The organism is Xanthomonas sp. AM6, from assembly GCF_025665335.1.
Lineage (GTDB): Bacteria > Pseudomonadota > Gammaproteobacteria > Xanthomonadales > Xanthomonadaceae > Xanthomonas_A.
The window spans coordinates 1,919,236-1,937,320 of sequence record NZ_CP106869.1 but is presented as its reverse complement, the minus strand read 5'-3'; the positions used below and the strand labels follow the sequence as shown (position 1 = coordinate 1,937,320).

General features: G+C 68.8%; 19 protein-coding genes. 5 read left to right on the top strand and 14 right to left on the bottom strand.

Going from position 1 to position 18,085, the window contains the following annotated elements; genetic code table 11:
• Window positions 1-85 precede the first annotated feature (85 nt).
• The 4 genes from OCJ37_RS08045 to grxD all read right to left on the bottom strand — a co-directional run bounded on the left by OCJ37_RS08045 (window position 86) and on the right by grxD (window position 5,517).
• Window positions 86-3,295, bottom strand: coding sequence for a TonB-dependent receptor (locus OCJ37_RS08045; RefSeq protein ID WP_263113622.1), 3,210 nt, complete (start codon window positions 3,293-3,295; stop codon window positions 86-88).
• Window positions 3,296-3,863: 568 nt separating this feature from the next.
• Complete coding sequence (locus OCJ37_RS08040; protein WP_263113141.1) at window positions 3,864-4,463, bottom strand: YhgN family NAAT transporter; 600 nt, start codon at window positions 4,461-4,463, stop codon at window positions 3,864-3,866.
• Entirely contained in the window at window positions 4,460-5,200 is a 741-nt protein-coding gene (locus tag OCJ37_RS08035; protein ID WP_263113140.1) for an SDR family NAD(P)-dependent oxidoreductase, read from the bottom strand. The genes OCJ37_RS08040 and OCJ37_RS08035 overlap by 4 nt, the downstream gene beginning before the upstream one ends.
• On the bottom strand, window positions 5,197-5,517 hold the full coding sequence (gene grxD / locus OCJ37_RS08030) for a Grx4 family monothiol glutaredoxin (RefSeq protein WP_263113139.1): 321 nt from the start codon (window positions 5,515-5,517) through the stop codon (window positions 5,197-5,199). Before grxD ends, OCJ37_RS08035 begins: the two co-directional genes overlap by 4 nt.
• Window positions 5,518-5,640: 123 nt before the next feature.
• Between grxD and OCJ37_RS08025 the strand changes: the two genes are divergently transcribed.
• Window positions 5,641-6,219, top strand: coding sequence for a superoxide dismutase (locus OCJ37_RS08025; protein WP_263113138.1), 579 nt, complete (start codon window positions 5,641-5,643; stop codon window positions 6,217-6,219).
• 177 nt (window positions 6,220-6,396) lie between these two features.
• Here OCJ37_RS08025 and OCJ37_RS08020 read toward each other — a convergent pair whose 3' ends face one another.
• A complete protein-coding gene (locus OCJ37_RS08020) occupies window positions 6,397-7,557 on the bottom strand; it encodes a 5-(carboxyamino)imidazole ribonucleotide synthase (protein ID WP_263113137.1) in 1,161 nt (386 codons plus the stop codon).
• A complete protein-coding gene (gene purE, locus OCJ37_RS08015; protein WP_263113136.1) occupies window positions 7,554-8,057 on the bottom strand; it encodes a 5-(carboxyamino)imidazole ribonucleotide mutase in 504 nt (167 codons plus the stop codon). Before purE ends, OCJ37_RS08020 begins: the two co-directional genes overlap by 4 nt.
• A 58-nt stretch (window positions 8,058-8,115) precedes the next feature.
• On the opposite strand from purE, the gene OCJ37_RS08010 reads away from it, so the two are divergent.
• From OCJ37_RS08010 to OCJ37_RS07995, 4 genes are all read left to right on the top strand, one after another.
• On the top strand, window positions 8,116-8,385 hold the full coding sequence (locus OCJ37_RS08010; RefSeq protein ID WP_263113135.1) for a Trm112 family protein: 270 nt from the start codon (window positions 8,116-8,118) through the stop codon (window positions 8,383-8,385).
• Window positions 8,382-9,260 carry a carboxylating nicotinate-nucleotide diphosphorylase gene (nadC, locus tag OCJ37_RS08005; protein ID WP_263113134.1) on the top strand — a complete coding sequence of 293 codons (879 nt, stop codon included), beginning with the start codon at window positions 8,382-8,384 and terminating at the stop codon, window positions 9,258-9,260. The genes OCJ37_RS08010 and nadC overlap by 4 nt, the downstream gene beginning before the upstream one ends.
• Window positions 9,261-9,321: 61 nt before the next feature.
• On the top strand, window positions 9,322-10,425 hold the full coding sequence (locus OCJ37_RS08000) for a DUF2272 domain-containing protein (protein WP_263113133.1): 1,104 nt from the start codon (window positions 9,322-9,324) through the stop codon (window positions 10,423-10,425).
• 412 nt (window positions 10,426-10,837) lie between these two features.
• Entirely contained in the window at window positions 10,838-11,182 is a 345-nt protein-coding gene (locus OCJ37_RS07995; RefSeq protein WP_263113132.1) for a DUF3301 domain-containing protein, read from the top strand.
• 379 nt (window positions 11,183-11,561) lie between these two features.
• Here OCJ37_RS07995 and OCJ37_RS07990 read toward each other — a convergent pair whose 3' ends face one another.
• The 8 genes from OCJ37_RS07990 to OCJ37_RS07955 form a co-directional block, all read right to left on the bottom strand.
• Complete coding sequence (locus tag OCJ37_RS07990; protein WP_263113131.1) at window positions 11,562-11,993, bottom strand: ClpXP protease specificity-enhancing factor; 432 nt, start codon at window positions 11,991-11,993, stop codon at window positions 11,562-11,564.
• A 79-nt stretch (window positions 11,994-12,072) separates the two neighbouring features.
• Window positions 12,073-12,708: a glutathione S-transferase N-terminal domain-containing protein gene (locus OCJ37_RS07985; RefSeq protein WP_263113130.1), complete on the bottom strand. Its 636-nt coding sequence runs from the start codon at window positions 12,706-12,708 to the stop codon at window positions 12,073-12,075.
• A gap of 170 nt (window positions 12,709-12,878) precedes the next feature.
• Window positions 12,879-13,625, bottom strand: coding sequence for a cytochrome c1 (locus OCJ37_RS07980; RefSeq protein WP_263113129.1), 747 nt, complete (start codon window positions 13,623-13,625; stop codon window positions 12,879-12,881).
• Window positions 13,622-13,774: a hypothetical protein gene (locus tag OCJ37_RS07975; protein ID WP_263113128.1), complete on the bottom strand. Its 153-nt coding sequence runs from the start codon at window positions 13,772-13,774 to the stop codon at window positions 13,622-13,624. Before OCJ37_RS07975 ends, OCJ37_RS07980 begins: the two co-directional genes overlap by 4 nt.
• The gene (locus OCJ37_RS07970; RefSeq protein WP_263113127.1) at window positions 13,767-15,029 is read right to left on the bottom strand and encodes a cytochrome b; all 1,263 of its coding nucleotides are present in this window, start codon (window positions 15,027-15,029) and stop codon (window positions 13,767-13,769) included. The genes OCJ37_RS07975 and OCJ37_RS07970 overlap by 8 nt, the downstream gene beginning before the upstream one ends.
• A 3-nt stretch (window positions 15,030-15,032) precedes the next feature.
• Complete coding sequence (gene petA, locus OCJ37_RS07965; RefSeq protein ID WP_263113621.1) at window positions 15,033-15,653, bottom strand: ubiquinol-cytochrome c reductase iron-sulfur subunit; 621 nt, start codon at window positions 15,651-15,653, stop codon at window positions 15,033-15,035.
• A 136-nt stretch (window positions 15,654-15,789) separates the two neighbouring features.
• On the bottom strand, window positions 15,790-16,752 hold the full coding sequence (locus OCJ37_RS07960) for a lytic transglycosylase domain-containing protein (protein ID WP_263113126.1): 963 nt from the start codon (window positions 16,750-16,752) through the stop codon (window positions 15,790-15,792).
• 333 nt (window positions 16,753-17,085) lie between these two features.
• Complete coding sequence (locus OCJ37_RS07955; protein WP_263113125.1) at window positions 17,086-18,045, bottom strand: helix-turn-helix transcriptional regulator; 960 nt, start codon at window positions 18,043-18,045, stop codon at window positions 17,086-17,088.
• Window positions 18,046-18,085 lie beyond the last annotated feature (40 nt).

Genomic DNA, 18,085 nt, shown 5'->3' with positions numbered 1-18,085 from the left:
GCGGCGACTTTAGCGCCCGGCCCCGCAAAAGAAAACGGCCGGGTCGCCCCGGCCGTTCGCTTTCATACATGCATCGCCGCAGCTTTTAGAACTGGTAGCGGAAGCCCACCTGCAGCGCCCAGCGCGAGATGCCCTTGTCGTCGTAGACGGTCAGGTTGTCCGCGCCGTTGTAGCGGTACACGTACTTGCCGGTGGCCTGGTCGATGCCGCCGTACTCGACGATACCGCGCATCGCCGGGAACGCGACCTCTTCCACTCGGCCCCACTTCTTGTTCAGCAGGTTGCCCACGTTCATCACGTCGAGCCAGATGGAGGCCTTGTTACCCTTGAGGAAACCAGGAATCTCTTGCTCGATATGCAGGTCGAACTGGTTGACCCACGGATTGCGCGAATCGTTGCGCTGGGCGACCTGTCCCAAATGCGACTTCAGGTACTCGTTGCCGTTCACATAGTTCCAGAACGCCGTCTCTTCGGCAGCCGAGCCGAACAGCACGTCGCCCGGGGCGCGCGGGATGTACAGCAGGTCGTTCAAGCGGCCGTCGCCGTTGGCGTCGTTGTCGAACGTATAGCTATACGGACGGCCGCTGCGGCCCTGGTAGATCAGGCCGACCTTGGTGTTGTAGTCGCCGAAGAACGCATGCTTCCACTGCAGGGTCGCCAGGAAGCTGTTCTTGATCTCGTACGCCGACGTGGTGTTGACCTCTTCGTTGGCCTGAAACACTGCGGTGTTGCCCAGCTGGGAGCTCGATGTCGAACTGGTCAGCGTGCTGACTTCGTCCGCATTGGTGTAGGTGTAAGACATGCTCCACGACCAGTCGCTGTCGTTGAACGGCTTGCTCAGACCGACGGTCAGACTCTGGCTGCCACCCTTGCTGGTGGAGCGGGCGATGATGGCATCGTTGTAGGCCCGCAGACGATTGGTACGCGCGTCGACGGATACCCCCGTAGGCTGGGAACCATTCACGTTCCAACTGGCCGGGTTGCGACCCGCTGCGTTCCAATAGATTTCGCGGCCATCCTGACCCACAGCGGTCGCGGTACCGAGATTCAGCTGCTGGTAGTAGATCGCTTCCTCAACCGACGTCACGACGCCTTCCACCGACGCGACGATGCCGTACCACGGCAGCTCGGTGTCGAACGCAAGGTTGGCCTTCCACACCGACGGCTGGCCGAGATCCTTGTCGACGAAGTCGACGGACTGCGTAGCACCACCAACACTGCCGTTGCCCGTCGGCTGGTTATTGATGTCCGGGGTGAAACGGATACCGTTGGAATTGATCAAAGCGGTATTGGAGAAGTTGTAGTCGGTGTAGGCCAGACCAGTGTTCGAATACGGATTGGACAGCCACACCGAAGCAGCCGCACCCTGGAACAGGCCCACGCCGCCACGCAGCTGGGTCGGGCGCTCCGCATCGAAGGTATAGTTGAAGCCGAAGCGTGGCTCGAACAGGCCGTTGCCGTCGATGGTCGCATCGTTGCGCACGCCGAACGCGGTCGATGCCGCCGCGTTGTACTGCGGCTTGTCCTTCACCATCGGCTCGTCGTAGCGCAGACCGAAGGTCAGGGTCAGATTGCTGTTGACCGCCCAGGTGTCCTGCACGAACAGGCCCAGGTTGCGGATGCCCCACTGCGCGGCGATGTCATCGATATTGCCCGAGTTCGATTTGGAATAGCGATAGTTGGCGGGGCGGTTGGCGCGATAGTCGGCGATCGAATTGAACGTGTACGAGCCGAACACGCGCTGCGCGAACAGGTTGAAGATGTCGTTGTCTTCGTAGTCGAAGCCGAACTTCACCGTGTGGTCGTTCAGGAACAGGTTGCCGGCGAAGAATGCGTTCCAGGTCTCGGTACGCAGCGCGTTGGCCTGGGTGCTCTGCTCGGTGCCGAGGTTGATCGTGGAGTTGCCCACGCGCACGGCAATCGCCGGCAGCTGCGAGGCAGCGGTACGCTCGGTGGCGTAGTCGCGATAGGAGACCTTGGCTTCGGTGGAGAAGGTATCGGTCCAGTCGCTGAACAGCTGGCCGGTGTAGGTTTCCAGCTCGAAGTCGCGGACGTAGTGGTAGGAGTTCAGCGACAGCGCCGAGGAGGTGAAGCCGTTGAGGTTGGCGGTACTCTGCTCGGACTTGCCATAGCGGAACGAAGCGCGGTGCTTGTCGCTGATGTTCCAATCCAGCTTAAAGCCCTTCTCTTCCGAGTCGGAATTCAGCGCGGGCAGCGCCAGGGTGCCCGGCTCGAAGCCATAGACGTTCCGGGAGATGTCGATGATCTCGTCGACCTGCGCCTGCGAGACGTTGACGATGTTGCTGGCGCCGGAGCCGGTCGGGCCATAGCCCGAAGCGCCGGTGAACACGCCCTTGCCCTCGTACTTCTCGTAGTTGGCGAAGAAGAACAGCTTGTCCTTGACGATCGGGCCGCCCACGGTCAGGCCGTAGGTCTTCTCGCTGTCGAACAGCTTGGGACGGATGTCGTTCTGGTTCTTGCCGGACCAGTCGTTGTCGCGGTAGGTGCCATACACCGAGCCGTGGAACTCGTTGGTGCCGGATTTGGTCACCGCGTTGATCACGCCACCGGTGCCGCCGCTGATGCTCACGTCGTAGTTGGCGACGTCGATCGAGATCTCGTCGATCACGTCCATCGAGAACGGCTGGCGTGGCGTCGGCAGGCTGTTGGACTCCAGGCCGAACGCGTCGTTGGTGCTGATGCCGTCGACGCGGATCGCGTTGTAGCGCGGGTTCTGGCCGCCCACCGAAATCTCGTTGCGCGACTTGTCGGTCTGCGACACGCGCGGATCCAGGCGCACATAGTCCTGCAGGTTGCGGTTGATCGACGGCAGCGAATCGATGTCCTCGCGAGTCACGTTGGTGCCGGTACCCATCTTGTTGGCGCTGAACACGGCCGAGCCGTAGCTGCCGACGATCGCCTGCACGGTGCCCAGGGTGGAGACATCGCCGCCAAGCGTGGCGTCGACTTCATTCACCTTGTCCAGATTCAGGTACACACCTTCACGGGTCGTGGTGCCCGCACCGGAACCGGTGACGACGATGGTGTACGGACCGCCGACGCGCAGACCGCGCGCGTTGTAGCGGCCGCTGGCATCGGTGACCGCGCGGCTGACGGTGCCGGATTCGACGTGCGTGATCGTCACCTCCGCGTTTGGCACCGGCTGGCCACCAGCACCCACGACCTGACCGGCGATGCCGGCGGACGTGCTCTGGGCAAACACGGGGGCGGCGGCGAGCGCAGCTACGAGGCCAAGAGTGAGCTTGGACATCCGGAGACGGCGGGGTTGAGTCATTGCAATAGCCTCGATGGAAGTTGACGAAATGCGCATAGCTAGCCGTCCCTGGTCGACGCACGGCAGCGGAATGAGGTTCGTGCCCCCTTGCTGGATCCCCCGCAAGGGTTAACGTGAGTTTAACACCATAGGGCCGATTTGTTGCCAAAACGTGACAGCCAGACACAAGCGGACATGACAAGACATGGATCCCAGTTCGTGGGAACTGGCATTTGGCTCGAGTGGGCAGCAGGGTTCGGCGAGGGACGCGCAGCCCAGCGCATACGGGCAGAAACGAGCTCATCCAACACACGCCCTCGCCGCCCAATGGGCGGCGGAGAGCCGTGGCCATTGGGGTACGCCGCGCTCGTCTATCGCTCGCAAGGCGCGCGGCAGGGAGGCTATTGGCTCACGTTAGCCGCAGTTGACGGAACTTTGATCTGCCGCCACGCGCGGCACTCGGCGCCCCAAAGCGCATCGCCATGCGCAAGCAACCGGCTTGGGCCGCCCCAGCGCTAGCGCCCGCGACAAGACCAGTGTCCGCTAGCGACGCGGCGCGCATGCCGCAACGGCGGCGGCACGCTCCCGCTCAGCCGGCGCCCGGCAGTTTCAGATAGGCCGTGAGGCCGTCCAGGAACATCTGCACCGAGATCGCCACCAGCAGCATGCCCATCAGCCGCTCGACCGCGGTCAGCACGCGCATGCCGAGCAGCTTGTACAACAGGGTGCCGGAGAACAGCAGCGCCGAGGTGCCGACCCAGGCCAGGATCAGCGCCAGGCTCCATTCGCCCAGGCGGGTGGGTTCGTTGCTGCCCATCAGCATCACCGCGGCCATGCCCGAGGGGCCGGCCACCAGCGGGATCGCCAGCGGCACAATGAACGGTTCGCCGTCGGGAATCTCGCCCATCAGGCCTTCCGGGCGCGGGAAGATCATGCGGATGCCGATCAGGAACAGCACGATGCCGCCGGCGATCGCCACCGACTCCTGGCGCAGGTGCATCACTTCCAGCGCGTACTTGCCGCCCCACAGGAACGCCATCAGCACGCCCAGCGCGATCAGCAGTTCGCGCGCCAGCACGATGCGCTGGCGCTTGGCCGGCAGCGGCTTGAGCACGCTGAGGAACACCGGGATGTTGCCCAGCGGGTCGAGGATCAGGAACAGCAGCAGCGCCGCCGACAGGATGGTCATGCCAAGGGATTCCAGATCGCGCCGCGGTGCACGGCGCCGGCGGGCGACAGCAGTTCCACGCAGGCGGCTGCGTAGCGCGCCGGATCCACTGCGTCGAAGTCTTCCTGGTGGGTGTAGGCGCGGGCGCGCAGTGCGGTGCGCATCGGCCCGGGCTGCAGCCCGGCCACGCGCACCGGGGAGGCCGCCAGTTCGCCGTGCAGGGTCGCCAGCAGGCCGCGGCGGCCATGCTGGGCCGCGCCGTAGCCGCCCCAGTAGGCCTGGCCGACGCGCGCCGGGTCGTCCAGCGCGAACACGATCGCCGCGTCCGGCGCCTGTTTGAGCAGCGGCAGGCAGGCCTGGGTCAGCCAGCCCGGGGCGGTCAGGTTGACGTGGATGGCGCGCGCGAACTGCGCCGGATCGGCGTGCTCGAGCGGGGTCAGGCCGACGAAATCGGCGGCGCAGTGCAGCAGGCCGTCCAGCCGTCCGAGCTCGGCATGCACCCGCTCGGCCAGCGTCGCGTAGTCCTCCGGCGTGGCGCCGAGCAGGTCCAGCGGATACAGCAGCGGCTGCGCGCCGATCGCGGCGATCGCGTCGTAGACCCGGTTCAGGCGCGCCGGCTTGTGCCCGAGCAGCACCACCGTGGCGCCGGCCTGGGCGCAGGCCAGCGCCGCGGCGCTGCCCAGCCCGCCGGCGGCCCCGCATACCAGCACCACGCGCTGCGCCAACGCGCCCGCGTGCGACGTCGCCGGCTCGCTCACGGCTGGTAGGCCTCGGCCACGATGCGCTGCAGCTCGCCGGATTCGAACAGCTCCAGGGTGATGTCGCAGCCGCCGATCAGCTCGCCATGGATGAACAGCTGCGGGAACGTCGGCCAGTTCGAATGGCGCGGCAGGTTGGCGCGGATCTCCGGCTCCTCGAGCACGTTGACGGTGTGCAGCCGGTCGGCGCCGGCCGCCAGCAGGGCCTGCAGCGCGCGGCTGGAAAAGCCGCACATCGGGTACTGCGGCGTGCCCTTCATGAACAACACGATGGGATGGCGTTCGATGTCGGCCTGGATGCGCTCCATCACCTGCATGGGTTTCTCCTGCTTGGGCGAAAGAACGACCTCGGCGGTCGGCTAGACTTTCGCGTAGCCGCATAGTGTAAGCCCTGCGCATGCCGGTACCGACATGCGCGCCCGAAACCGCCCCGAGGATCCATGGCCATCGAACTCGCTCCCCTGCCGTACGACCGCGCGGCGCTGGCGCCGCACCTGTCCGCCGAGACCGTGGACCAGCACCACGGCCAGCACCAGCGCATGCTGGTGGAACGGCTCAACGCGCAGCTCGCCGGCAGCGAATTCGCCGACCTGCCGTTGCAGGAACTGGTGCGCCGTACCCAGGGCCGGCTGTTCCAGCACGCCGCCGAGGTCTGGAACCACGAGTTCTACTGGCAGGGACTGCGCCCGCGCGGCGGCGGCGACCCGGGCGGCGCGCTCGCCGAGCGCCTCGCCAGGAGCTTCGGCGACGTCGCCCGCTTCAAGGCCGATTTCGAACGCATGGCGCTGGCCGTGTTCGGTTCGGGCTGGGTATGGCTGGTGCAGCGCCCGGACGCCACCCTGGCCCTGGTCGCCACGGTCAACGTCGGCTCGCCGCTGACCGGCGAGGACACCCCGCTGCTGGCCTGCGACCTGTGGGAACACGCCTACTGGGGCGACTACCGCGGCGACCGCGCGCGCTACCTGGAGGCGTTCTGGAAGCTGGTGAATTGGGAGTTCGTGGCGGCGAACATGCGGTGAAGCCGGGATTGGGGATTGGGGATGACCAGCCTGCGGCTGTTGTAAAGCGCTTCGGGATTGGGATGAGCGGCCTGCAGGCATTCGCTCGGGTTCGAGCGAATGGTTGATGCGTAGCCGCTGGCGCCGCTAGCGCCTCGTTCCCGATCAGGCCCAAGCGCGGCCTGGGCGCGACATGTTTCAGCCGGCTCGGCCCTGCGCGCGCAGGGTCTCGATCACCGGCGCGACTTGCTCGCTGCGCTGCAGTTGCGCGCCGACCGCCTGCAGCGCCTGCGCCAGGGCCGCCGGCGTGTCCTCGCGCAGCGTGGCGTGGCCGACCTTGCGGCCTTCGCGCGCTTCCTTGCCGTAGTCGTGCCAATGGCCGCCGGGTTGCGCCAGCACCGGCGCGGCGTCGGGCATCTGCCCGATCCAGTTGAGCATGCAGGCATGGCCGAGCATGCGCGTGGACCCCAACGGCAGGCCCAGCACCGCGCGCAGGTGGTTCTCGAACTGCGAGGTCTCCGCACCTTCGATGGTCCAGTGCCCGGAGTTGTGCACCCGCGGCGCCATCTCGTTGGCGAGCAGTTCGCCGTCGCGGCAGAACAGCTCCAGCGCGAACACGCCCACGTACTGCAGCCGCTCGGCCAGCGCCTGCGCATGGGCGATGGCGGCCTGCGCCAGCGCCGCGTCGGCCTGCGCCGGGGCCAGGCTGGCCGACAGCACGCCCTGCACGTGCCAGTTCTCGGTCAGTGGCCAGCTGCGGAACTCGCCGTCGCGGCCACGCACCGCGACCACGCTGATCTCGCGCTGGAACGGCACGAAGGCTTCCACGATCAGGCCGACGCTGGACGCCTGCGCGCCCAGCGCGGCCCAGGCCGCCTCGGCGTCGGCCGCGGACTTGATCCGGAACTGGCCCTTGCCGTCGTAGCCCAGGCGCCGGGTCTTGAGGATGCACGGGATGCCGACCTGCGCCAGCGCCGCGTCCAGTTCCTCGCGGCTGCCGACCGCGGCGAAGTCCGGCACCGGGATGCCCAGCTCGCGGAACAGGGTCTTCTCGGCCAGCCGGTCCTGCGCCACCGCCAAGGCGCGCGGATTCGGGAACACCGGCACCTGCCCCGCCAGCCATTCGGCGCTGGCTGCCGGCACGTTCTCGAAATCGAAGGTGGCCACATCGATCTTCGCCGCGAACGCGGCCAGCGCCGCCTCGTCGCGGTAGTCGCCGACCTGCAGCGGCGCGACCTGCCCGGCGCAGGCATCGGCCACCGTATCCAGCATCACGAAACGCAGGCCCAGCGGCGCGCCGGCCACGGCCAGCATGCGCGCCAGCTGGCCGCCGCCCAGGATTCCGACAGTGCTGGTCATTGGCGCGGATCGTCCTTGGCCATCACCTCATCGGTCTGGCGCTGGCGGAGATCGCCCAGCGCAGCGGCGATGTCGGCGTGCTCGGCGGCCAGCATCGCCGCGGCGAACAGCGCGGCATTGGCCGCGCCGGCATTGCCGATCGCGAACGTGGCCACCGGGATGCCGGCCGGCATCTGCACGATCGACAGCAGCGAGTCCATTCCGTTCAACGCCTTGGACTGTACCGGCACGCCGAGCACCGGCACCGCAGTCTTGGCCGCGAGCATGCCCGGCAGGTGCGCGGCGCCGCCGGCACCGGCCACGATCGCGCGCAGCCCGCGCGCGGACGCCGCTTCGGCATAGGCGAACAATACGTCCGGGGTGCGGTGCGCGGACACCACCTTCACTTCGTAGGGCACGCCCAGCGCATCGAGTTTCTGCGCCGCATGCTGCATGGTCTCCCAGTCGGAACGGGAGCCCATCACGATGCCGACGAGCGGCGCGGTTTGCTTGGAGGTCATGGCCGTCCCCTGCCTTAAAGACGTATTCTAGCCGTCTTCCACGCAAGACGAAGACCGGATGGACCGCAAACTGCTCGACCTGCTGTGCTCGCCCGACACCCGCCAACCGCTGGCCCTGCTGGATGCGCGCGGCCTGGAGGCGCTGAACCGCGCCATCGCCGACGGCACCGTGCAGCGCGCCGACGGCAGCCCGCAGGCGCAGCCCCTGCGCGAGGCGCTGGTCACCCGCGACCGCAAGCAGGTGTTCCGCGTCGACGACGGCATCCCGGTGCTGCTGGCCGAAGAAGCGATCGCCACCGCCCAGCTCGCCGACTTCCCGGGCAAATGAGCAGCGACGTGGCGCCGCTGCAGGCGCCGGCGCAAGACCTGATCGACGCCGACGTGGCGCGCGCGCTGGCCGAGGACCTGGGCAGCGGCGACGTCACCGCCGCGCTGTTGCCCGACCGCGCCGACAGCGCCTACCTGCTGTGCAAGCAGGATGCGGTGATCGCCGGCCGGCCCTGGTTCGACGCCTGCCACCGCGCGCTCGACCCGCGTGTGCAGATCGACTGGCGCATCGCCGAAGGCCAGCGCGTCGCCGCCGGCACGGTGCTGGCGCTGCTGCACGGGCGCAGTCGCGCGCTGGTCAGCGCCGAGCGCGCCTCGTTGAACTTCCTGCAGACCCTGTCGGCCACCGCCACCGCCACCGCCGCCTACGTCGCCGCGGTCGCCGGCACCGGCGCGCGCATCCTCGACACGCGCAAGACCCTGCCCGGCCTGCGCGCGGCGCAGAAGTACGCGGTGCGCTGCGGCGGCGGCAGCAACCACCGCTTCGGCCTGTACGACACGGTGATGCTGAAGGAAAACCACATCCGCGCCGCCGGCTCGCTGACCACGGCGGTGCATGCCGCGCGCGCGCAGTGGCCGGCGCTGCCGCTGGTGGTCGAGGTGGAGACGCTGGACCAGCTGCGCGAGGCGCTGCAGGTCGGCTGCGACCGCATCCTGATCGACGATTTCGACGCGGCGCAGCGCCGCGCGGCGGTGGCGATCGCCGCGGCCGCGCCGTTCCACCGCGCGATCCCGCTGGAAGTGTCCGGCGGCGTCGACCTGGACGGCGTGCGCGCGATCGCCGCCGACGGCGTGGACTGCATCTCCATCGGCGCGCTGACCAAGCACGTGCAGGCGGTGGACCTGTCGCTGAAGCTGGGCCCGCCGCCGCACTGACTTCACGGCCGCGGCCCCGCCGCTCTGCGACGCTGCACTTCCCCCATTCACCGAGTCGCCGATGGCCCGTCCCTGGTTCGCGTTGTTGTGTGCCGCCGCCCTGTTTCCCGCCGGCCGTGCGGCCGCGGCGGAAGTGTGCGACCTGCCGCCGCGCTACGGCCTGACCCCGACCGCGGTGGCCATCGTGCGCACCGCCTGCAACGAGCATCGCCTGTGGTGGCGGCCGTTCATCGATACCGAAGGCCGCCTTGCCGGACTGCGCGTGACCGAGGCCGAACGCGGCTATCTCGCCGACCACGGCATCGAGGCCTGGCAGCGCGTGGCCGCCTACTGGCGCGACAGCGGCACGCTGGGCGCGATGGGCGCCAGCGACGGTGCCGCCAGCTGCCAGGCGCTGGACGGCTCGCGCTACCGGCAGGCCGACTGCCGTGCGTTCATCGTCGACAACCCGTGGTCGGCGGCGTTCGTGTCCTACGTGATGGTGCACGCCGGCGTGAGCGGCTTCCATACCTCGGTACGGCATATCGAGTACATCCGCGCCGCCTACCAGGGCGGCGCCGACGGCCTGCCGTACCGCTATGCCGATCCGCAGCAGGACAAGCCCGCACCGGGCGATCTGCTGTGCTTCCTGCGCGGGCGCAAGCAGCCGCTGGGCGCGGCCGGGCTGCGCGAGGCGCTGGCGCGCGGCGGCGCGCTGCCCTGGGAATCGCATTGCGACATCGTGGTCGCGGCCAACGTCGGCGGCGACCACACCCTGTACCTGATCGGCGGCAACGTGCTCAACGCGGTGACCATGCGCAAGCTGCCGCTGGACCGCGCCGGCCGCCTGCAGCTGCAGGCGCCGCTGGCGCAGGACCAGGTCGGCGACGACGGCGCCGGCCTGGAATGCACGCCCGGCCGCGAGGAACTGTGCGACTTCAACCGCCAGGACTGGGCCGCGCTGCTGCAACTGCAGCCGCAGGCGCAATTGCAGCCGCCGGCGACCCCGGGCGTGCAGCCGGCGCCCGATCCAGCGGCGCCGCCGGTTCCGGCGCCGGCCGCGACTCCGCTTCCGGCACCGGCAGCGCCCGGTACCGCGCCTGCCATGCCCGCGGCCACCACACCCGCGATGCCCACGCCCGCCGCAGAGCCGCATGCCACCGAACCTGTCCGGCCGGCGCGCTGATATCCAGTCGCCCCAGGGCGTATCGGGAACGCCTGTCGCGACTGAAGTCGCTCCCACAGTGGCTCTCCGGACGCTGCGGGCCACCTGAGCGCACGGGAAGGCAGGAACGCAGCGCGCGGACGCGCTGGCATCAGTCCTGGCTCGCAGCGGATGTGCCGCCGAGACCGACACTGCCGGGCGCAGGGCAATAACGCACCCGGCGGCGACGCAGCTATCAAGCAGCGCTGACGCGGGCAGGCCAGAACTCGAGACTGCTTCCTGCCTTAGCGCGTTGCGCTTTTGCTTCGCGCTTCGCGATTCTTGAAACCCTGCCCCGATTTCCGATTTCCGATTTCCGAATCCCGATTCCCCGAACCCCGAACCCCGAACCCAAGCATTGCCGCCCCACCCGGCCCCTCGCTACAGTGGCGCCATGCCCAGCCTGATCCTGATGATGATTGCCGGCGCCGCGGTGTTCGCGTTCTGGAACGCGTCGCGTGCCGCCGCCGAACGTGCCGAGGCCCTCGGCCGCAATGCCTGCAAGGCCGCCGACGTGCAGTGGCTGGACCAGAGCGTGCACGGCACCGGCCTGCGCCTGCGGCGCCTGCCCAGCGGTTGGCTGGGTTTCGAGCGGACCTTCCGTTTCGATTATTCCTACGATGGGGTCGATCGCCACAGCGGCCGCCTGGTGCTGCTCGGCGACCAGCTGATCGCGTTCACCGGGCCGTCGGTGGCCACGGTGACGGCCCTGCACGAGCCACGCGAACCGCGCGACTGACGCGCACCACGCGGTCACCGTCGACCCGCCGCTCGGCGAACGCATCGAAGTGCTGCGCGGCCCGGTCACTTCCTCTACGGGCGGCGGCCACCGGCGGCGTGGTCAACGTCCCGGCAATCGGCGCAACGCATTCGATCGCGCGCCTGCGCAGCAGATTCGATCTGCAGCAACCGTTGATGCACCAACCAGCCCGAGCCGGCCCCGCCGGCCATGATGGCGGCAGCGAGGCGTACAGGGCACGCGCGGGCCGAGTCCAGGCCGTGGGTGGCGCTGCTGCGACGCCACCTGGCGCAGCGAGACCGCGATCGGGAATCGCCGTGCGCTCGCCGCATCGCGACGCGCGAACGCAGGCAATCGCTTGAACCCCCTGGGGAATCGCCTACTTCACCACGCGCAGATGCGGCCGCTTGCCGGCACCTTCGTCCGACCCGGTCGGACGCGGCGGCGGGGGGTCGTCGCCCGGCGGCTCGGTGGCGCCGTGGATGTCGTCCGGCAGCGCCATGCCCTGCCCGGTCTCGCGCGCGTAGACCGCCAGCACCGCGGCCATCGGCACCTGCACCGGATAGCTGACGCCGCCGAAGCGGGCGGTGAAGCTGACCCCGTCGTTGTCGATCTGCAGGCGCACCACCGCGCGCTCGGCGATATTGAGCACCACCCGGCCGTCCTTGACCGCGCTCGGCGGCACCTGCACGTTGGGCAGGCCCGCATCCACCAGGATGTGCGGGGTCATGCCGTTGTCGTTGATCCACTCCACCAGCGCCCGCAGCAGGTACGGGCGATGGCTGGTCATGCGGGAAATATCGTCGGTCATGCGCCAATTCTACGCGCCGGCACGCGAAGGCGCCGGCGCAACTCGGGAAACGCCGGATGCGCCAGGCGCGGCCGGGAAATCAGGCCGGCAGCTCGCGCAGTTTCTTTTCCTGGTCGGTCAGGCTGCGGATGAAACCGGGATTGCGGAAGATGCGGTTGCCGTAGTCCTCGATCGCCTTGCCGTCCTTGGGCAGCGGGATGTCCAGGGCCTGCAGGCGCCAGATGATCGGCGCCATCGCGCAATCGGCCAGGCTCATTTCCGGATTGAGGAAGAACTTGCTGGCCTTGAACAGCGGCACCGAGGCGGTCAGCAGCTCCTTGAGCCGCTTGCGCCCGGCCTCGGCCTGGGCCTTGTTGCCGAGCTGGATGGCCTGCACCTGCGGCACCCAGTCGTGTTCGATGCGCAGCATGGCCAGGCGCAGGCGCGCGCGCGACAGCGGGTCCACCGGCATCAGCGGCGGATGCGGGTAGCGCTCGTCCAGGTATTCGCTGACCACCGAGGCGGCGTACAGCACCAGTTCGCGCTCCACCAGGGTCGGCACCGAGTGGTAGGGATTGAGGTCGATCAGGTCTTCCGGAGGATTCTGCGGATCCACCGCCACGAAATCGTAGGTCACGCCCTTGGCCGCCAGCACCAGGCGCACCCGGTGGCACAGGACATCATCCGTGGAGGAAAACAACGTCAAGGTATTTCGCATGCGCAAACTCGCCGCCATTCAAGGCTCTCCGACGACCGGAATCCGCCGGCCGCATCGACGCCGCCAACACCTTGCTGACGGTCATCACGGCCCCTGAGTGTGCAACCCTCGCTCGCAAAAGCCAATAGGATGAACAGGGGATCGGGTCAGCTACGATGCAGCCGGCGCGTCGGCAGCGAGGCCGACGCTCAGTGCACGTCCTTCCAGTATTCCTTCTTCAGCAGATAGGCCAGGAAGGTCAGCAGGGCCAGGAACAGCACCACCCACACGCCCAGGCTCTGCCGCTTCAGCGCCGCCGGTTCGCCGGCGTATTCGAGGAAATTGCTGATGTCGCGGACCGTCTGGTCGAACTGCGCCGGGGTTTCCTTGCCCGGCGTGGCCAGCTGCAGCCGCTCCACCGGCTTGTCCATGCCGGCCTGCTCGGCCTTGCCGTAGACCGGCTGCTGCAGGCCCTGCAGTTCCCACAGCGGATTGGGCATCGAGGCGTTGGCGAACAGCTTGTTGTTCCAGCCCAGCGGACGCGACTGGTCCAGGTAGAACGACTTGAGGTAGGTGTAGACCCAGTCGGTGCCGCGCACCCGCGCGATCAGGCTCAGGTCCGGCGGCGCCTTGCCGAACCACTTGCCCGCCGCATCGTGCGGCATCGCCGCCTCGATGTGCTCGCCGACCTTGGCGCCGGTGAAGTTGAGGTTGTTCATCACCTCTTCCTCGCTCAGGCCCAGGTCCTCGGCCATGCGCGAATAGCGCAGGTATTTCAGCGAATGGCAGCCGGAGCAGTAGTTCATGAACAGCTTGGCGCCGCGCTGCAGCGAGGCGCGGTCGCCGAGGTCGTTGCCGGCCTGCTGGGTGGCGCCGCCCTCGGCGGCCAGTGCCGAGACGGACAGCAGCAGGGCGGCGGCGAAACCGGCCAGGGTGGCGATCAGGCGCTTGCTCATGCCTGGCCTCCCGCGGTCGCACCGAGCAGGGAGCCGATCATCTGCGCGCCCCAGAACGCCATCTGCCCCCAGGGCAGCAGATAGCCCACGAAGGACAGCAGCGACACGGATCCGAAACAGGCCAGCACGGTGATCAGGGGCTTAGTCATGGGTGGTCACCCGCTCCGGCACCGGCTTGGTCCGGTCCAGCGTGGTCCAGATCGGCATGGTCAGGAAGAATCCGAAATACAGCACGGTCAGCACGCGCCCGATGTAGGTCTCGCTGGCATCGGTGCCGGGACCGGAACCGATCACCCCGAGCCAGACGAAGCACACCGCCAGCACGCCCAGCATCACCCGCGAAATCCAGCCGCGGTAGCGGATCGACTTGACCTTGGCGCGGTCCAGCCAGGGCACCAGGAACAGGATCGCGATCGCCGAGAACATCACCAGCACGCCGCCGAGCTTGTTCGGCACCACCCGCAGCATCGCGTAGTACGGCGTGTAGTACCACACCGGCTTGATGTGCTCGGGCGTGACCAGGCGGTTGGCCTCGGTGAAGTTGTCGTGCTCCAGGAACAGGCCGCCGAAGGCCGGCACGAAGAAGATGATGAAGGCGCCGATCAGCAGCAGGAACCCGACCCCGACCATGTCCTTGACCGTGTAGTACGGATGGAACGGAATGCCGTCGGCCGGCTTGTTCGGATCCCAGCGGTTGCCCTTGGGCCCCTTCTTGATCTCCACGCCGTCGGGATTGTTGGAGCCGACCTCGTGCAGCGCGCCCAGGTGCAGCACCACCAGCAGCAGCAGCACCAGCGGCAACGCGATCACGTGCAGCGCGAAGAAGCGGTTGAGGGTGGCGTCGGACGGCAGGTAGTCGCCCATGATCCATTCGGTCAGGCCGTTGCCGATCACCGGGATCGCGCCGAACAGCGAGATGATCACCTTCGCGCCCCAGAACGACATCTGCCCCCACGGCAGCACGTAGCCCATGAAGGCCTCGGCCATCAGCACCAGGTAGATCAGCATGCCGAGGATCCACACCAGCTCGCGCGGCTTCTTGTAGCTGCCGTAGAGCAGGCCGCGGAACATGTGCAGGTACACCACGATGAAGAACAGCGAGGCGCCGGTGGAGTGCATGTAGCGGATCAGCCAGCCCCACTCGACGTCGCGCATGATGTACTCGACCGAGTTGAACGCCTCGGCCGCGCTGGTCTTGTAGTGCATCGTCAGGAAGATGCCGGTGACGATCTGGTTGACCAGCACCACCAGCGCCAGCGAGCCGAAGTAGTACCAGATGTTGAAGTTCTTCGGCGCGTAGTACTCGCCGACATGCTTGCGGTAGAACGGCATCAGCCCCGGGGCGCGCTCGTTCACCCACTCCGACACGTTGCCCGCGGTGCGGGTCAGGATATTGTCAGCCATGGCTTAGGCGGCTCCCTTCGCGGAACTCGGATCGACGCCGATGATCAACGTGTTGTCGTCCTGGTAGTGATGCGGGGGCACCAGCAGGTTGATCGGCGCGGGCACGCCCTGGAACACGCGGCCGGCCATGTCGAAGCGCGACTTGTGGCAGGGGCAGAAATAGCCGCCCTTCCACTCCGGATCGTAGGGCTCGGGGCGGATCTCCGCGACCATCTCCGGCGAGCAGCCCAGGTGCGTGCACAGCCCGACCAGCACCGAGATGTCGGGCTTGATCGAGCGACCTTCGCCCTTGATGTAGGCCGGCTGTTGGTCGGTGACCTCGGACTTGGGGTCCTTGAGTCGTCCGTCCAGCGTCGGCAGCGCATCCAGGATCGCCTTGGAGCGCTTGACGATCCAGATCGGCTGACCGCGCCACTCCAGGATCAGGCGCTGGCCTTCCTGCAACGCACTGATGTCGGCGGTCACCGGCGCGCCGGCCAGTTTGGCCTTGGCGCTGGGGTTCCACGACTTGATGAAAGGAACCGCGACGAAACCTGCTCCAACCGCGCCCACCACCGCCGTGGTGGCGGTGAGAAAGCGGCGGCGTCCTGCATTTACAGAATCGTTGACCCCATCGTTGGCCATCCGGCACTCCGATTTTTGATTGGGTAGCGTGAGGCTGCCAGCGGCTCGGTGGGGGTCGAGCCGCATAAAATCCACTGCAGTGTAGCGGAACCGTCAACGCGCAGACAATGCATCGTCGCGACGGCCGCCGGAACGCTCAATGCGCCGCCGCCAGCACGCCGCGGTAGCGGTCGGCCAGCACGCCGACCCGCTGCACGTAGCGCTGCGTCTCGCTGTACGGCGGCACCCCGCCATGCTTGTCCACCGCGCCCTCGCCGGCGTTGTAGCCGGCGGCGGCCAGGGTCAGGTTGCCGTTGAAGCGCTTCAGCAACCAGGCCAGGTACTGCACGCCGCCGCGGATGTTCTGCGCCGCATCGAACGAATCGCTGACCCCGAAGCGGCGCGCGGTCGGCGGCATCAGCTGCATCAGGCCCTGCGCGCCGGCGCGGCTCAGCGCCATCGGGTTGTACGCCGACTCGGCATGGATGATCGCGCGCACCACCGCCTCGTCGACCCCGTACTCGCGCGCGGCGGCGGCGATCTCGCTCTGGTAGGCGGTGGTGTTCAACCGCACCGCGCCGAAGTTGAGTCCGGGATTGGCGCAGGCGTAGCAGGTCTCGATGAAGCTGTAGTGGATGGTGCGCACCGCGCCGAGGCTCGCGACCTGGGTCGGGCGCGCGCTGGTGTAGTGGCGCACGCCGTCCTTCATGTAGGAATAGACCTGGCCGCTGACCACCCGCCGCGGCGCGGCGCCAGTGCCCGCAGCCACCGGCGCCACGCTTCTGGGCGCGGCGCTGGCGGCGACCGGGGCCGGGGCCGCGACCGGCGTGCTGATGATGGTGGCCGGGGCGCCGGACTGCGGCGTGGCCAGGGCGATGACGCTCCGACTGGGCGCGCGTTCGGCGGAACCGGGCGCCGCGACAGGCGCGGGCACCGCGCGTGCGGTGCTGCGGTCGGGCACATAGCGGCTGACCACGCTGCAGCTGGCGCCGGCCACGCGCTTGCTGACGTAGCTGGGCACGCCGTCGCCGCCGATGCACTTGTACAGGGTGCCGGCGCTGGCCGGCGATGCCGACAGCGTGGCGATTGCCAGCCCCAGAAGCCCCACCATCCCCTTCATGGCGGCGAGTGTCCCAACTTCGCCGGCGCTTGCCAAGTGCGCGCTGGCGCGACCGGGATCGGCGACCCGTTTGCCGCGTCCCGGCCGGCCGTGGGCCTTGTGCATCCGATGCCGGCACGGGGGCACCTCCGCACCACGCCGGCGCTCCCGCCGCTCGGGCCGGCATGGCGCGTATCGCGGTCGCCACGGCCGGCACCGCCACTGCGAACGGCCCTCGCGCCGCGCCGGGCTCACCGTCGCCCCTGTTGCACCGTCTTTGCTGCATCACCTGGCGGCATCGCCCGCCGCACCGCTCCGCCATAGCGTCCGCCGCAGCCGTGGCCGCGCCGCGCGTCACTGGGTATCGCCATCGATGCAGGCCGCTACATCGCGCAACGCCGCCAGCAGCGCCGGCCGCAGCGCCTGCCCGTCGATCGGCTCGAACGGCATCCCCAACGTCAGCAGTTCGGCCGCCAGCCAGGCCGGCGACTCGGCGCCCATCGACAGCACGCAGCCGCCGTCCCCGTCCGTCTCCAGCATCCCGCACCACGGCGGGATGCGTGCGGCCAGCGCGGCCGGATCGCCGCGCAGGCGCACCCGCAACTGCACCGGGAACGGCGCGACGCTGATCGCCTGGCGCACCATCGCCGCCGGATCGCGCGGCGGCAGCCGCGCCGCGACCGGACCGCCCAGGGCCAGCGGCGGGTCGATGCGGTCGACCCGGAACGTGCGCCAGTCGGCCCGGTCGCGGTCCCAGCCCAGCAGGTACCAGCGGCGCCCGTAGTTGACCAGGCGCAGCGGCTCGAGCCAGCGCTGGCTGGCCCGGCCCTGGTGGTCGCGGTAGGCGAACCCGAGCAGGCGCCGGTCGCGGCAGGCGCCGGCGATGCCGATCAGCAGGTGGGTGTCCGGCACCGGCAGGTCGTGCCCCAGCGACACGGTCACCGCATGCAGCGCGCCGGCGCGCTGCCGCACCCGCGCCGGCAGCAGCGGGTCCAGCTTGGCCAGCACCCGCAGCGCGGTGTCCTCCAGCCCGCCCATGCTGGCCGCGGCCGCGCGCAGCGCCACCGCGACCGCCACCGCCTCGTCCTCTTCGAACAGCAGCGGCAGCATCTGCGCGCCGGCCGCCAGCTGGTAGCCGCCGCCGACCCCGGACGAGGCGCGCACCGGATAGCCCAGGCCGCGCAGCCGCTCCACGTCGCGGCGCAGGCTGCGCCGGTCCACGCCCAGGCGCTCGGCCAGTTCCGCGCCCGGCCAGACCCGGCGGGTCTGCAGCAAAGCGATCAGGCGCAGCATGCGGGACGCGGGAGATGCCATCGCACCACCGTATTGCGGACACGATCCGTCCGCAATAGCG